At 56.2% G+C, this 13,104-nt stretch carries 11 protein-coding genes and 1 pseudogene; 3 read left to right on the forward strand and 9 right to left on the reverse strand.

The features are described 5' to 3' along the window. Positions 1 to 43 precede the first annotated feature (43 nt). The 8 genes from C7I87_RS33045 to C7I87_RS33080 all read right to left on the reverse strand — a co-directional run bounded on the left by C7I87_RS33045 (position 44) and on the right by C7I87_RS33080 (position 9,668). On the reverse strand, positions 44 to 1,234 hold the full coding sequence (locus C7I87_RS33045; protein ID WP_149908144.1) for a polysaccharide biosynthesis/export family protein: 1,191 nt from the start codon (positions 1,232 to 1,234) through the stop codon (positions 44 to 46). Positions 1,235 to 1,434: 200 nt separating this feature from the next. Continuing rightward, entirely contained in the window at positions 1,435 to 2,385 is a 951-nt protein-coding gene (locus C7I87_RS33050) for a KpsE/RkpR family capsule polysaccharide export protein (protein ID WP_149908145.1), read from the reverse strand. 226 nt (positions 2,386 to 2,611) lie between these two features. Continuing rightward, entirely contained in the window at positions 2,612 to 3,313 is a 702-nt protein-coding gene (locus tag C7I87_RS33055) for a P-loop NTPase family protein (RefSeq protein ID WP_149908146.1), read from the reverse strand. A gap of 150 nt (positions 3,314 to 3,463) precedes the next feature. After that, positions 3,464 to 4,717 carry an ABC transporter permease gene (locus C7I87_RS33060; protein WP_149908147.1) on the reverse strand — a complete coding sequence of 418 codons (1,254 nt, stop codon included), beginning with the start codon at positions 4,715 to 4,717 and terminating at the stop codon, positions 3,464 to 3,466. A gap of 108 nt (positions 4,718 to 4,825) precedes the next feature. Beyond that, on the reverse strand, positions 4,826 to 5,860 hold the full coding sequence (locus C7I87_RS33065) for an NAD-dependent epimerase (RefSeq protein ID WP_149908148.1): 1,035 nt from the start codon (positions 5,858 to 5,860) through the stop codon (positions 4,826 to 4,828). Continuing rightward, entirely contained in the window at positions 5,860 to 7,134 is a 1,275-nt protein-coding gene (locus tag C7I87_RS33070; RefSeq protein WP_149908149.1) for a nucleotide sugar dehydrogenase, read from the reverse strand. Before C7I87_RS33070 ends, C7I87_RS33065 begins: the two co-directional genes overlap by 1 nt. 539 nt (positions 7,135 to 7,673) lie before the next feature. Then, positions 7,674 to 8,192, reverse strand: coding sequence for a transcription termination/antitermination protein NusG (locus C7I87_RS36925; protein WP_149908150.1), 519 nt, complete (start codon positions 8,190 to 8,192; stop codon positions 7,674 to 7,676). 399 nt (positions 8,193 to 8,591) lie between these two features. Continuing rightward, positions 8,592 to 9,668, reverse strand: a complete 1,077-nt coding sequence (locus C7I87_RS33080) for a helix-turn-helix transcriptional regulator (RefSeq protein WP_188394100.1) — start codon at positions 9,666 to 9,668, stop codon at positions 8,592 to 8,594. A gap of 1,467 nt (positions 9,669 to 11,135) precedes the next feature. Between C7I87_RS33080 and C7I87_RS36930 the strand changes: the two genes are divergently transcribed. Beyond that, the gene (locus C7I87_RS36930; RefSeq protein ID WP_373424813.1) at positions 11,136 to 11,375 is read left to right on the forward strand and encodes a DUF5076 domain-containing protein; all 240 of its coding nucleotides are present in this window, start codon (positions 11,136 to 11,138) and stop codon (positions 11,373 to 11,375) included. 96 nt (positions 11,376 to 11,471) lie between these two features. Here C7I87_RS36930 and pmtA read toward each other — a convergent pair whose 3' ends face one another. Beyond that, positions 11,472 to 12,068 (reverse strand): phospholipid N-methyltransferase PmtA, encoded by a 597-nt coding sequence (pmtA, locus tag C7I87_RS33090; protein ID WP_149908153.1) that lies wholly within the window; start codon positions 12,066 to 12,068, stop codon positions 11,472 to 11,474. Positions 12,069 to 12,357: 289 nt separating this feature from the next. On the opposite strand from pmtA, the gene C7I87_RS35480 reads away from it, so the two are divergent. Together C7I87_RS35480 and C7I87_RS33095 are read left to right on the forward strand one after the other, a co-directional pair. After that, complete coding sequence (locus C7I87_RS35480; RefSeq protein WP_188394101.1) at positions 12,358 to 12,525, forward strand: hypothetical protein; 168 nt, start codon at positions 12,358 to 12,360, stop codon at positions 12,523 to 12,525. 391 nt (positions 12,526 to 12,916) lie between these two features. Then, positions 12,917 to 13,104 (forward strand): annotated as a pseudogene (locus C7I87_RS33095) (glutamine--fructose-6-phosphate aminotransferase); the annotation flags it as partial.

Consider the following 13,104-nt stretch of genomic DNA (forward strand, 5'->3'; position numbering starts at 1 on the left):
TTTTGTTCGCCCAACGACACAGCAGGCCGTAGGTGACGAGCTTTCAGTTGGCGAAAGTGACACCGCGCAACGAGCCAGCTGTCGACGTAACACCCCGGATCATACTTATAAATTTGTTGAATTGGACTACAGGCGAGTTTGCGACGTATATTATGTCTTTATCGCGAATGGCAAGTTGCTGCGCGTAAAAGTAGTTATTTGCTTTATCGAGCCGCAGTCGATAGATGACTGGGACGGTTTCAGAGCCAGCAAGATGCTTTGAGTGTGGCCTTATAGCCCGAACTAAGCTTGCAGACTCGCGGCGAAAAAGAAATATAGCACTGGTATCTGCTTGCGCGTCTTGAAGCCCGCCCGCTCTGGCGATTGCTTGGAGCAACGACATGGGTTCTTTGTCGATTGGGTAATCTTTTTGCGCCGTAACGGCACCAAGCGCTACGAAGATCGGCGGGTCTCGATAAACGTAGATATTGTCACCCGGATATACAAAGACGTTTTGTGTTGGATTTTTAAGGATCGTGTCTAGAAGAGTGACTTCGCTGAGCGTGCCGCGCGTGAGGCGAACCTTGGTCTCCTGTGGCATCGTCCTAACGCCTCCAGATTGGGCGATAACGTCTAGTAGACGGTCACCTTTCAGAGAAAGCGGGACCCGCGCCGATCCAGTCGCGTCGCCTGAGACCGTTGCGGTAGCCGCGCTGCCCAGCGTTGAGACGATGACCTGTGGCTCAACGGCTTTATTTGCGAGCCGCGCCTCTATCGCCTTCGCCAGGGAATTAGGTGTGCGGCCTGCAGCAATGATACGGCCTGCGTAGGGCACACTGATTGATCCATCACGGTCTACAGTTTGCTGTGGAAGCGAAATGTTATGCGAACTTCCCGTGGCCGCGCCTTGAGCTGATGATCCGGAAAATAGCCCGCCGGAGGCCGCTTCGAAGATCGTTACAACAATCTGGTCTCCGACCGTGAGTTCCTGTGAAGGCGCGGGCCGATGACGGGAGAATTGACTGGCAAGATCACCGGATGGGCAGTTGCGCAGCGCAGCCAGGGTGGCATCAGTGATATCGACCACCTCATAGGGCGCAGAATCGGCGCCTTGACCCTGCGCATTAATTACTGCGGTGGCTGTTGGCCCTGACGCCGGCAAATTAGCGCAGCCCATCAACAGCCCAGGCAACAGCAACAACATGTGTTTTCTTCTTGTCATCACTTGTAAATTTCCCCGGCCCCAGCCTGCCATACCGTTGGGCTTTCCATAGCGTGGATCCTTGTGGAGCAGACGGAGGTAAATGTAGAAGAAGGCACTCGGGACCGGCTGTCGGGAGCTACGGTCAAGCTGGTTGAAACCTAAGCAGTTATGTTGGCGCCCGGATGTTGCATGACTCTGTCCGCGCTGGAGCGACACTTCGCGCCAATTTGACTGCTATCAATCCGCTAATGTCACGCAGCGAATCTTGACCGAACCATACTTACGATCAAAGAGCCGAAAAACGCGAGGCCGACACCAATGATCGATGCGGCCAGCAGACTGGTGAACGGGTTGGGATAGGTCGGTCTCCCGTCCGCCCTGGGATCGGCAATCACAATGACGTATTTTTGCTGGCGGAGAGCGGCTTGCCGAGCGTAGTCGAGAGCCTGGCGGGCCGATGTCAAATTGCTTTCGGAATATCCCAAGGCAGCATTCAAACCTTCATAACGGGAGATCAGGTCTGCCGTCGATCCACTGGGCCCACCCCTGCGCTTTCGCATGTCCGCGATTCGTTCGGTAAGAGTCTTAATTTCGGTGAGGAGAGGTCGGCGCCTGGGGTGATCGCTTGCGCCGGTCGCGTCGATATTGGCCAGCTCGTTTTCAGCAGCTGTAAGCTGTGATTCCATTTGACCAATCAATCCGTCGAGCATTGTCACGTCGGCCGTCGGATCGACGATCCCGGTATCACTCCGCCATTTAGCCATCTCCTGTCGGGCTTCTGTCGCGCGCTTCTCTGCACCGGCCAATTCTTGCTCGCTGAACCGTAAAGCATCGGCACGAGCGCGCTGGTTCATTTGATCCGCAAACTCCTCGGTCATGCGAACGAGAGTGGAGGCTAAGAGCACCGAGTCCTCCGGCTTAAAAGAGCTGACATTCAGGACGACAATTTGTTCCAGTATATTGAAACGCGCGGCTACGCGCGCGCTATAGGCATCAAAAAGCTGATCGTCATTCGCATTCTGAGGCAGCCGCACCAGAGGATCGGAATTGGGTCTGATAAATAGTTTGCGCACGTCAACCCGTTGCTGGAGCCTTGCCAAAGCCTCGCGCGAAACCAGAAAGTCCCGAGCCGCATATCCATCGACATATCCCTCCATCGGGCCGCTGCCTGACGAGAACAATGTGTTGACAGGCGTCGTCACCTGAGCATCCGCCCCCCCGCGGATCGCGAACCTCACCTCCGTCGTATACATTGGGGTGGCGAACAAGAAGACGAAGATTGATGTCGTCAAAATAGGAGCAACTACGCAGAGAACTGCCGCCCAGACCCCCCATTTTGACCGAGCGCGCGTTAAGCGGCGCAATTCGACAAATCGACGCTGCTCGTCTCTCCCTACGGGCAAGACTGGGAAGGTCGGAGAATCCGCATCAGAGAAGGTCGTCGGTAAGTTCGTTGTCGAACTCCTTCTGAACATCGTAAGAGGCAGCACGAGGCGGATACCGATCAAGGGCCTTTTTGAGATCATTCGCAATTGCCACTCGTCCCCTGTTAACGATAATAGCCCTATCGCAGTATCTGTTCAGATCAGCGACACGATTGCTCCCGGCGATTAGCATCTTCCCGCTCGACTGCCGCTCAAATAGGGTGTTCCACAGATAGCTAAAGCGGTCTTTAAGAAACGGGAATACGCCCTCGACTATATACATATCAAACGGCGGCAATAGCGCGGCGGCTAGTCCGAATTCATAACGAAATTGCGCCGGCCAGTGGTCCACTTTGCCGTCGATATGCCTGGGGTCGGTAACAATCATTTCGATTGCCGCATTCGATACATGCATGTCCAGACCGTAAAGCCTGCATATCAGGGCGATCACATGTCGGCCGGTGACGTTGCCGCGCAAAAATGCTGGGCGACCAATCGGCCACGATGTTAAGCCGATGAAACTCACCCTCCCCATCTGCGGCGGCCTGAGCCCGGCTAAAAGATCAATTGCCGGCTTCTTCGCAAGCGGATCGCCTGTAAGTAGGGCATAGCGTCCAGTCGGAATGTCGAGATCGACTGATGACGCAATCTGCCGACGAATGCCAGCAATCTCAGGCCCATCTGAAGTCCGCTGGAAGGCTATCATCTGGCCGCTAACCTTCTGCCCCGCAGCGGATCTGAATGTTGTCGATCCAAAGTGAGTCCCGGCGCGACGATCGTAACCCCTGCCACGAGTGACACAAAGTCCACCCCTTTGGGTCCGTTATCACTGCGAGACACCAAAGGCGTCAAGCTCCTAGACGGGCTGGACATGTCGGCGGAACCACCCTTCCAGAATAAGAGCAGAACAAATCAAGGAAACTACCGCAAGCCAAAAATACGAAGGCCTCGCGTCGGTGCATGGATATGAGTGGAAATAAGCACCGCGTAAAAGTTGCATGCCATGGCTCAACGGATTCCAAAGTACGTACTTCCTATATACCTCTGGCAATTGCTCAGAGACATAAAACACAGACGAAAACATCTGTAACAAGCGCTCAACGGCACCCGTTAGTCGCGCAAAAAAAGGCCATACTCCAATGACAACACCAAATATGAAGCCGATGCTAAGTCCACATAGCCACATACCTACAAAATAGAGCGCGGCAATAAGAACGTCATCGGGCAGAGAAATTAGATCTAGGTAGCGGCCGACGCAAAAAAGTAGGCTTATTGAAAACATATAGACAATCAAGTACAATATTGCGGTAGTTATTCCCTGATGAAATGGTGATACCATTGGAAGATTTAACATTACTCTATTGTGCGCTATCTGACCACTAACCCGGAAGATCGTCATCCGGCAGGCTACCCAAGTGCCAGAGCCGAGCAGTGCAAATGTCGGGACGTCCATATTGAGAATGTAGTGAGTGCCAATTAAAAGATATACTGAACTGATAATAGCAAGCATAATCATTGGCTGAATTAGCAGCCATATAATTGAAAAAGGCCCATCACCGTTTATAGTGTGAAAGTTATGAATGAAAAGAGCCCATATTATTGTTATTGATTTGATAGGATGACTACCATTCGTTTTATGTCCAATTGTGTTTTGATGCGTAACCATTTCCAGGTATCTCAGAGTCCCTTCCTGTTCCTGGACCAAAGCGGTGTATTCTGCATCCTTTTTTGCGACAAGCGCCTCTCGCTCCGCGCGAATTTCGACTGAATTGCGGCGTGCCTGGATGTTCAATTTAGCTTGCTCGTTCTTCTGAAGGAGCTCGCTCAATTCAGCTGGTTCATATCCCGCAGCCCAAACGTCGACACCAGCTCGGATGTCATGTTCCAAAAGGCGGATTGTCTGTCGTAGTATTCTAAGCTCGACATCCTGCAGCTCCTTGTCTAGCGGAGCACGCATGTTCTCCATCGCGGTCTTGAGTTGCTCTTGAGCTCTTTCGTAAATTTCCCGCCGCTCGGCCACCTTGCCATTGGAGCTTCTTGATAGAATTCGAAGAATTATCTTCAAATATGGAATTCTTTTCGGCGGTTTGCCATCAGCTGCCGATTGCATTCCTTATCCTCCACGGGTCAGGTTGCCACCAACTGAATCTCGCGTGAAGCAGGCACGGCATCTGTTCGGGATTTCGGGTTTCTTGGATGCTGAGAGCACAGCCTTGTGTCAAAGAAGTCCGCTAGCGCCGAAATGTGCCTGATACCAATCCACAAATCGCCCGACGCCGTCTGTTACGGATGTGGCCGGACGGTATCCGACGGACCGCTCCAGCGCCGACGTGTCTGCAAATGTATCAGGCACGTCGCCGGCCTGCAGCGGCAAGAGTTCGATTACCGCCTTGCGGCCGAGCGCGCTTTCCAGCGCCTCGACATAGGCGGTCAGCTTCACCGGGTTGTTGTTGCCGATGTTGAAGATGCGCCAGGGCGCGCTGCTGGTCGCCGGATCCGGATGGCTGGAATCCCAGGCCGGGTTGGCCGCGGCGGGGCTGTCGCTGGCGCGGATCACGCCCTCGGCTATATCCTCGACATAGGTGAAGTCACGCGTGTGGTTGCCGTTGTTGAACAGCTTGATCGGCTCGCCGGCCAGGATGCTCCTGGTGAACAGGAACAGCGCCATATCAGGGCGCCCCCAGGGACCGTATACGGTGAAGAAACGCAGCCCCGTCGTCGGCAGGCCGAACAGATGGCTGTAGCTGTGCGCCATCAGTTCGTTGGCGCGCTTGGTGGCGGCGTAGAACTGCAAAGGGTGGTCGGCCGGGCGATGCTCGGAAAACGGCATGTCGGTGTTGGCGCCATAGACACTGGAAGTGCTGGCATAGGTCAGGTGCCCGACACGGCTGCTGCGGCAGGCCTCGAGCATGTTGGTGAAAGCAACGATGTTGCTCTCGACATAGGCGCGCGGGTTTTCCAGGCTGTATCGCACACCTGCCTGGGCGGCGAGATGGATCACCCGGTCCAAGGCATGGTCGGCAAAGCACGAGTCAACGGCGGCGCGATCGGCAAGGTTGGCGCGGATGAAATGGAAGCCGCAATTGGTTGTCTTGTTGAGTTCCCGGAGGAGGCTCAGGCGCCCTTCCTTGATGGCTGGATCGTAATAGGCGTTGACACTATCGAAACCAATGACCTCATCGCCGCGCGCTAGCAATCGCTTCGCGACATGATAGCCGATGAAGCCGGCCGCGCCGGTGACCAGAACCTTCATCAGAAACGCCCGTCCGTATGTTCCCGAGGGAAGATGCCTTTTATATCGTAAATGACTCCGGGATCTCTGCACAGCGCCTTCAGCCCGGCAACGCCAAGCGTCTGGAACTCCCTATGCCCGACCGCCACGACGATACCGTCATAGCCGCCCTCAGGAATGCTTCTGGTGCTGGAAAGGCCGAGTTCATGCGCGCATTCCGCGGGCGAAACCCAAGGGTCCCAGATATCTATGGCGGCATTGTATTCCTGGAGGCGGCTAACGATATCCGCGACTTTGGAATTTCGCAGATCCGGGCAGTTTTCCTTGAAGGCCGCGCCCATGATCAAAATCCTGCTGCCGACGACCGAAATGCCCTTCCGCATCATCAGGCGCGCTGCCTGGTCAGCCGCATGCTGACCCATGCCATCATTGATGCGGCGACCAGCCAGTATCACCTCCGGATGGTAGCCAAGTTCTTGCGCCTTGTGAGTGAGATAGTAGGGGTCGACGCCTATGCAATGGCCCCCAACTAGCCCGGGCGTGAAGCGCAGGAAATTCCATTTGGTGCCTGCAGCAGCCAACACCTCGGATGTGTCGATTCCCAGTCTGTCAAAGATCAGCGAAAGCTCATTCATTAGGGCGATGTTGAGATCGCGCTGCGTGTTTTCAATGACCTTGGCGGCTTCCGCAACCGCGATTCTGCCGACCAGATGCGTCCCGGCAGACACGATCGAAGCGTATAGCGCGTCTATTGCATTGGCTGCTTCCGGCGTCGAGCCACTGGTCACCTTCACGATTGTCTGCAGGCGGTGCTCGCGGTCACCTGGATTGACACGTTCAGGACTGTATCCCAGAAAGAAATCCTTATTGAAACATAAGCCTGAGGCTTTTTCGATTAGCGGAGCGCAGATCTCCTCTGTACAGCCCGGATAGACTGTTGATTCAAAGACAACGACAGCGCCCGGCGAAATCGCTTCGCCCACTGTCTTGGATGCCGCGACCAAGGGCCCCAGATCGGGGCGGTTGGCCTTGTCTATCGGCGTCGGCACGGTGACGATGAAGATGCCGCAGGATTTGAGTTCAGCCCTGTCGGAGGTGAAAACCAAACCTGTGGCAGCGCACATCTCAGCATGGTCAGTCTCGAGCGTGGAATCTTCGCCGCGCCTTAAGGCGGCCACCCTCTCCTCGTTTATGTCGAAGCCTACAACATCTCGCCGTGCGCCGAAGGCGACGGCGAGGGGAAGCCCGACGTATCCAAGCCCAATAACCGCAATTTTTTTATCATCCAGATTCAATTTTCCGCTCCGGCTCTTCGACTATTCGTGGCCTATCTAACGTAGCCAACCCATGGCTACCGCACTTCCGGGTGAACCAGGAAGTTAGTTACGATATCGCGGGCTTGGAATTGACGAACGTGGCAGACAACACAAATACAAAGCACGTATTATGTCTTATCGTTCCGCCATTGCTTCCTGACAAATCGTGCTAAGGACTACAGACGTCCTGTGACAATTATATAACGAAGCAAGTGAAACCTTCCTCTTACTTTATCAAAGCCGCGAAGAGGTGGTGATTGCCTTATTGAAAGGCTGTGGACCTATCGGAACGATCCCATGGGCGGTACGGCAGATCCCCAATGGGTCGTTCATACCCCCTTCCAGTACTCGCGCGTCCATTGGAGCGGAGCCACTCGGCATCGCGAAGAGATTTGCATCGCAGGGGCGACCCGGCACACTCCGGCGCCCCACGCTACCGCACTCCGGGTGCGCTGACCGGCCGGACGTTGGAACTTGAGCGAGCAGCCGCGCAGGAAGCGCAGCCTTCCTTCTGCTGCCTACGCCGGCAACAAGTTTAGTGTCGTCGTGCGCACAGGTACGCGCGCACCCAGAAATTCCAAGAGCACGGTCACCCGGCCTTTGTCGTCGAGGTCAGCAAGAGCGCCTATCTGCCTGGCAAACGGCCCGCCGACCAATTCCACCCGATCTCCCGGCTCGAGTCCGGCGCTGAGATCAATTATGTCACCTGCCCCGACCCTTGACCTAAGTGCATCGATGAAGCCTCGCTCCACAGTCGCGGGTGCTTCGCCGTTCGTGAGAATCTTGATGGCGCCGTACGTCCCGTTAACAGACCGCCATCGAGCACCCTCAGCGTGCTTCAGAAAGAGGTAGCCTGGAAACAATGGGATCGTACGAACAGATGTCTTGCGAGCGTGACATACGATCCGCCGCATCCTCGGCAGGAACACGCAGAACCCCTGATTATCTAGGTTGACTGCCGCAACAGCTTCTTTCCGTGCTTTCGTGGCGACTACAAACCACCCACCTGGAGTCACAAGGCCACGCAGATTTTCCATGGTAATTGATGGTCCTGACCGCCGCTTCAGATCTCGTCACGTTTCGCACGCCTGAACATTCCGAAGTAAGTCGTCATCCCACCGTGCCTCCCGCATCTGGATGCCGTGCCGGACGGGCGACGGACCTCGAATACCACCCCCCGGCGGCAACGCTTGGTCTCCTAAGCGAGGTCTACGCTCCCGTCGTCATCCAAAAGGACGACGGGATGCGATTACTTGGCGATGCTTCCAGAAAACTGCAGCAACATGGGCAACCGGAGGCAAGTCGTCCCTTTATATTAGCGCATCATAAAATACATGGATCGGCATGCGGAGCATATGAGCTCCACGCGAGTTGAAGCTTCGCGGTGCAATATGGCTCCGCCAGGGCTCTGTCCGGCGTATCCGGCAAAGGGCAAGTTATCGTCGACGTCCAAGGGGCTGACCCGGCCCATGCCGGATCCTGTCGTCCGGCTCCGATCGGTGCTGTAGGCCTGGGAGGACGAGGCGCTGTACCACGGCCATGAGCTCGGCATGGCGCCCGACTCCCATCTTCGCGAAAATGCGCGAGCGATGGGTTTTTGCAGTGGTGATGCTGATGCCGAGGCTGTCTGCCGCGTTGGGCAGGCTTACGCCTGCGGACAAATGTTCGAGCATGCGGGTCTCAGCAGGAGTCAACCTGAACATCCGCGCGACGGTTCCCATTTCGGCTCCCGATGGCGCGTCGGCCGCAACGATGAAGACGGCGGCTGTGGCCTCGGCGACGAGCCGGGTGCGCGCGCCTCTCGCAAGCGGCAGCACATGCGCCGTCGCCACCGTGCTGCCACCATGGACAAGCGGCACACCTATGCCTTTGCGGCCGATGCCTATCTCGTTACGGTGGGACAGTTCGATCGCGCGGAGCAACTCGGTGGTTGCACCCGGATGTCGAGCCGCGATTTTACCCGCCTGCGAAATGATTGGTAAGCGCGACGCCAGCATGACCCGAGCCGGCTCGTTGGTGTGCAGGATGCGCCCGGTGGGCCCGACGATGACGACCCCTGCGGCGACATTGTCCAAAGTTTCGCCGAACGCCGCGTTTTCCAGATTTTTCACGTCGATCAGGTCACTGATCGTTATGGCCCGACGTAGATGTGGGGCAAGTACATGGAGGATATGCCGATCCCGATCCGCGATCATCCCCTGGCTCTCGTGCCGATAGAGATCGAAAGTGACGAACCGATCAGCTTGGCGGATCAGCACCAAGTGCATTGAGTCCACATACCCGCACGACGGCAATATTTCCTGGGCCCAACGCGTGCTGCCAAAAACGTTTGGAGCGTCCTGCATGGGTGAAAATGGCACGTCCAGGTCACGCACCCAAAAATCCGGCAGGCTGACCCAGGCGCCAACAGTATCGACGCCGTACTCGGATATTCCGTTGATTATCTCCGGCTCGAACTTCCACGACTCGAGTATGCGAACTGTCGGCGGATCGATACTATTTGCGGTGATCATGCCTGCACAGCATCCCGTCGCCGCTCCGATCATAGCTATGGTCGGCGGCCAGCGAGAAGGCTCTATCGTACAGTCGTAAATGGCCCCTACCGACTCCGAGAGCAACATCGGATCGATCACCGAAACATCGGCTTCTTGCCCTGTGCGTGCCACCGCACTCCCCCCTACAAAGAATTGTTTGCGCAGCTTCAGCCCGGGGCCGCCACCCCGGAATGCAGACCATCTGATCGCTTGATCGCGGCTCGTCTGTCCGCATTTGGCGCAGACGCGCGTCACCAAACGGCAGAGTTTCAGCTGCAACAGGCAGCTGGAAGCCAGCCTACCGCAGCATTTTGCAGTATTCTCGCGAACTGTAACGGATTGTTTCGGCGCGATAACTTCGGTCCACCCCTATGGACAAGAACACAGCTACCGCACTTCCAGGTGAAGCCCGGAAGGTTTAATGGCCTGTAAGGACCTAATTAAAGCCGCACGCGAAAATCGCTTGGCGACAGTGCTTCCGCATTTAGGTGGGAGTCAAAAGGATCTCAAGAAATATTATTCTTTTGAATCGCGTTAAGCGGATAACATTTCTGCTTATCATCCGCAAAAACAAGCAATTCAGAAATGAATGGTCTATTTGAACTACCCGCCTGAATCGTCATCTGATCTCAAAAAGGGGAACCTGCGCTTTGGCCCAGTCGACGTCAGGGAGAGCAAGTGACGTTCATGCCCTCCAGCGGAAATGTCGAGTTGAATCAGACAACTCGGTCAAAGATGCACATGCTTTACAGCACGCCAAGCTAGCGAACAGAGCGTTCCGCTGCCAATGTATCCGAGCGATACGACGCCGAAGTAGCGAAAGCAAGCGCCGGTTGCGACTCTTTAGCGGATACAATCGATTAATAAATGGGCGAAAAGTGGCGTCTAGATAGAAAGAGTGAGGAGCAGGACCTCGGCGTCTGTTAACGATGATCTGGGAGGCCTGACCTTCGCCGCCCGGCCTTGTTACGCCAATTCTAGGGATCATTTGTGCGAGGTAAACCGAAACTCCGAAACTGCCCCGCCGACGCGCCCTCAAGGCCAGCCCAATAGATGAGGCGCAAGAGAAGCTGATGCTGAGATGGCCGATTGGCTCCAGAAAGCAGGGTGCTTCGTGGTCGACATGTTCATAGCTCTTGCTGTCGCTTGAGACGAACAGCTCATGACGCAGCTTACCGCCCGCCAGCGGTTCCTCGATCTGCGCAACGGTCACCACGCGGTCGGCCGACGGAGCAAATGCCTCCGTCGGCCATCGATGCCTCACCTCGTTCATAGGATCAACCGCGGTTGCGTCGATCCTCTGTCCCAGTAAAGTCATCTCCTCGCCCCCGCGACGCGCCCCATGAGACTTTTATGGCACCCCTGCGAGCGCGCATCACCCAGTTGGGTGAGGCCGATATTTGCCGCGCGGCAAGGAAAACGAGGTCGCGCAACCGCCGCCGCCGAATGCGAAGAACGCGAGCGCCGTCGAAGTTTTGCGGGCATTGGCTGAGCTGGGGCAGCACAGCAACTTGCTCTCCAAACGACGTGGAAGAACCGGATGCGTGGGGGCTTTTGCTCGCCGATTTCGCCCGCCATGCAGGAAAGGCCCATGCCGCTGAAGGTGTGCCCGAAGGTCAGGGACTCGATAGAACCTTGCAGTTATTCCACAGGGAGTTTGCTGCACCCACTGACACGCCATCGTAGGTCAGCTTGGCGAAAGCTCTTCCGCTTCTCGTCAGAAATCAGCCGGAGCGATATGGTTCCGGGCGACGGTGAAGGGGAAGCGAAATGCTTATCCGCCTATACTGCCCGTCTATAGGTCCACAGCTGCGCGGGCGGGATATTGCGGACGACGAAATCGTAGTGAGACACAGCGTAACGGTCGGGCATTTTGATCACCGGGGACAAAGGCCCGTAGGTAATCTGAATTACAGGTCTCCCAGCAGGAATTCGGGCGAGCAAATCCTCGAGCAGAGCGACGCGCCGCTCCATCGGAAAGCTCAGCAATGGCACCGCGCTTATGACACAGTCGAATAGTTCCGCGCGTCGCTCCGCCAGGACTTCACTCAAGGCAAACGCATCGCCCAGGCGAAAATCCACGCCTGGAAAGCGTCGAGTCAAGCGATCATAGAAATCCTTCGAATATTCAACCGATACCAGTTGATGCGGCTCGATGCCTCTTTCAAGGATAGCTTTGGAGATAACTCCGGTGCCCGCGCCAAGCTCAAGAACTGCCATCCCGGACCCGGGATTTATCACACTCGCCATCCGGCGCGCCGCATGGACCGATGTTGGCATGAGGGCGCCCACTCTTTTCTTGTCCTTTTGCCAGCCCCTGAAAAATTGCACCTCTTCCTCAAACTTCCTGCCGAGGCGCTCCTTCAACCGAAAGACCATGTCCACTCCCTGCTTCCGCAATTTGTCTGGTCATTTTGACGGCGCACGTTTGTACAAATCCTGCGGTATTTACAAGGCGGGTCATGACGTAGCGCCCGTCAGATCGGGATTTGCTGATCGAACGAACGGTCGGGACTGGGCTACGAGGCGGTCTTCGCCCCTCAGGCCGAGCGCTTGCATTAACTCCGTGGGCACAGCACGGACTTGGGACGACAAATCCCGCTGCCGGGCAGTTGCCTCCCGTTGTTGGCGCGCTATCGTAGCGCGCGATGCGTCGCCTGGAGGATTCATGCGTCAAAAGACCAAGTCATTTGTCATAGAGATCAGGTCATCCCGAAAACCCAAGCCGAATGACCCGAAAAACTCGATCTGGGGAAAGCTGGACCTCACGCCCGATCAGGACAATCCGGCGGGCAGAGAAGTAACCGAGCTGCGTCCAGTCGGCGACAAAGACTAACTCCGAAATCTCCTGCCCCGACACGTCGGGGACCCCGCGGGAAGCTACCAGGCGCTGCCAGCCAGATCCGTTATCAACGGGCAGGTTGGCGTTGGGTGTGCGGACAGGTGTCGAGGTCGCCCGGAAGAACCTTTCTATCGTCCATTTGCCCAACTAGACGATCTTAATGTCGGTTGGGCCAAGCTCGGCCACGGGGGTGCAGGGACAATCCGAGACACCTCCCCGCCAGTCAGTCCATCCGCATCGGCAGCTGGTCTACGATGGACCGCCTATCCCTAAATTACCTGAGAAATTTTGCCGCCACCGGGTCATCCTTTTGGATGGCGACCTGGGCGATTCCGCCGCTTATCAGACGGAACCCATTTCAATGCCACATAAGGGAACTGTTTGCATGTGCGGCATCATCGGAATTGTCGGCCAACAGCATGTTGCGCCGCTCATCGTCGATGCGCTGAGGCGGCTCGAATATCGCGGCTATGACTCTGCAGGCGTCGCCACCATCGAGAAGGGCGAGCTTGGCCGCCGCCGTGCCGAAGGCAAGCTGATCAACCTCGAACGCCGGCTCAAGGATGAGCCGCT

This window comes from Mesorhizobium sp. SARCC-RB16n (assembly GCF_008520305.1).
Classification (GTDB): domain Bacteria; phylum Pseudomonadota; class Alphaproteobacteria; order Rhizobiales; family Rhizobiaceae; genus Mesorhizobium.